This is a genomic window from Moorena sp. SIO2C4 (assembly GCF_010672485.1).
In the GTDB taxonomy this organism is placed as follows: Bacteria; Cyanobacteriota; Cyanobacteriia; order Cyanobacteriales; family Coleofasciculaceae; genus Moorena; species Moorena producens.
The window spans coordinates 1-2,615 of record NZ_JAAHGN010001047.1 but is presented as its reverse complement, the minus strand read 5'-3'; the positions used below and the strand labels follow the sequence as shown (position 1 = coordinate 2,615).

General features: G+C 46.3%; 2 protein-coding genes. Both read left to right on the top strand.

Annotated features, from left to right (window positions below; translation table 11 throughout):
- Window positions 1-1,667, top strand: a 1,667-nt coding sequence (locus tag F6K20_RS33430; RefSeq protein ID WP_287297641.1) for a DUF4335 domain-containing protein, incomplete at its 5' end; no start/stop codon positions are given.
- 353 nt (window positions 1,668-2,020) lie between these two features.
- The coding region (locus tag F6K20_RS33425) for an IS607 family transposase (RefSeq protein WP_287297639.1) at window positions 2,021-2,615 on the top strand (595 nt) is incomplete at its 3' end.

Sequence of the window (2,615 nt, the reverse complement as noted above, 5' to 3'; positions counted from 1 at the left end):
AGGCCGTAGGCCACGCTACGCGATCGGCTGAGGTTACTCCCTTAACTCTCCTAACTCTTCCAACCCCTCAGGAAGAAAATGCCACAGCAGTTCCAACTCAGGAAATCCATCTGCAATCGAAAGGGTTACTGAGCCATAGCCTGTTTGTGGGTAAGCTGGCTAATGAAGAATCTGGGTCAGTAGTTGATTTAAGTGCTACACAGCTGTTTGATCTAGCCACCGCTTTGGATGAATATGCGGCTGAAGTAGTATCCCTACCAAAACTCAATCAGCCTAGTTGGAAACCAGAATCATCCGGTTGGATGCGTACAGCAGCATCGATGCTGTTGGCAGTGGGTGTAACAGCAGCAGTGATTAAGTTGCTTGATAAACCTCAGCCTGTTGAGCAAGCGAAAACACTAACAACAGCACAATCACAAACAACAGCATTAGACTCCAGCAAGATTGGGAAAAAGCGAGCCATCTCCCAGGTTCCCCCAGCACCGAGCACTCCCATCCCAACTCCGTCGGTGCCACCCCGTCTGTCCCCAGGAACCAAGTTACCGCCACCGCCTCCTGTAAAGCCACCCTCTCCACCAGTACGCACTCCGCCACCGCCTCCCGTTAAGCCACCCTCTCCAGCACCAGTACGCACTGCGCCAGCAATAGCCTCACGCCCGAATTCACGTCCGATGCTCAAGATTGTTCCTGCTCCAGCTAGGACACCAGACTCTCCTAAACTGAGTGCTACTAGTTCTGGTGTTAGTCCTGTAGCTAGTTCTGTTACTAGTCCTGTAGCTAGTTCTGCTGTTAGTCCTGCTGCTGCTCCTGGGGCTAGTAACGGTGATGCACCTGTTTCTGAGGCTAGTAAAACCAATGTACCTACTGCTGATGCAAATACCCAACCCAAACCAACTCCACCCAGTCCCATCGCTGTAGTACAAACTGTGTCAGAATTGCCAGTGATTAAACCAGCGCCCTCTCCTACTGACGTGGCAACTCAGGATTCCTCTAGAGAAAGTCTATCGATCCCCACAGAAACAGTGGTAATCCCTGAGGCCGAGTCTTCTATTTCTTCTACTTCTATTACTTCTACTTCTACTTCTTCTAGGTCTTATACTACTAATGTGGCGGTTCAAGCCATCCCTGCTCCTCAACAGAATGTGTCCAGTCTCCAGAGAGGTTCTTCTACCTCTAGAATTATCGATCAAGCTGTGCCTGGACTAAATGTCGGGAGTAGCCCTGTTATCGATCAAGCTGTGCCTGGACTAAATGTCGGGAGTAGCCCTGTTATCGATCAAGCTGTGCCTGGACTGAATCTCCCGAGTAGCCCTGTTTCTGATTCCTTAAAACCATCCGAGCCTACCGTTGCGAATCAGATATCTCAAAATACCCTGTTGGATAAGATTTCTCAGGTAGCAGAAGCTAGACGATATTTCCAGGAGCGCTGGCAACCTCCCGAAGGGCTACAGAAAACCTTGAACTATAGTTTGTGGTTAAATAATAATGGTACAATCCGACGTATAATTCCCCTTGGGCAAGCAGCCAAAACCTATATAGATAACGCCCCCATACCTCTGATCGGTGAATCCTTTGTTTCCCCTTTAGAAGGGGAAGGTATACCAAAAATTCGGGTGCTGCTACACCCGGATGGTAAAGTACAAACTTTGTTGGAAGGGATGAATTGAGGTAATTAATAATAGGGGCTCTTGCTTACCACCTATTAGGTTAAATATAGGTTAAATATAGGTTAAATAGGTTAAATTCCTTCCTAGGATGTCCAAAACTATTGTTAGGAAATTTTGGACAGTATTTTTGTGTGCGCTCCCTAGCGCTCCTTTGGAAAATGCGGGGTCTCACCCTATTAACCTTTTATTTACCATGGGGAAGTTTAAAATCTAGGTATAACTATCTTGGCAGTTGTTTTAAGTAGCATTTTGGCATAGTAAGTCCGGAGGTGTAGCTATTAGCCTATAATCTTTCCAAACCTTGTCATAAATCTCCAAATCTCTTAGTATAGATTTGTAGAGGTTAAGCCGTTATGAAAAAATATGTCACCCCAAAAGAGGCAGCCGAATATTACGGTGTCTCCATTACAACCCTCAGAAGATGGGACAAATACGGAAAACTTGACAGCATCAGAACTCAGGGCAATCAAAGAAGGTTCTGTATTGAAGGGGAAGATCCGCAGAGTAAGCCCATTGTCGGTTATGCAAGAGTCTCTACACACTCCCAACGAGATGACCTTGATCGACAAGCTGAATTTTTACGGTCAAAATACCCAAATGCTGAAGTTGTTTCAGAAGTTGGATCGGGACTCAATTTTAAACGGCGAAAGTTCCTCAAAATATTGGAACGAATATACAGCTGTGATATCTCGGCATTTGTGGTCGCATACCCAGATAGAGCAGTCCGATTTGGATTTCCATTACTTGAGTGGTTATGCCAAAAAAGTGGAGTCAAGCTCGTGGTTCTCAATGAACGCAAACTCTCCCCAGAACAAGAGCTCGTCGAAGATATCCTGTCCATCCTCCACTGTTTCTCTGCTAGGCTTTACGGACTCCGAAAATATCAAAAGCAAGTCACGCAAGCGGTACAAGATAAAACCCCGGAACCAGACGATGAAGTTGACACCA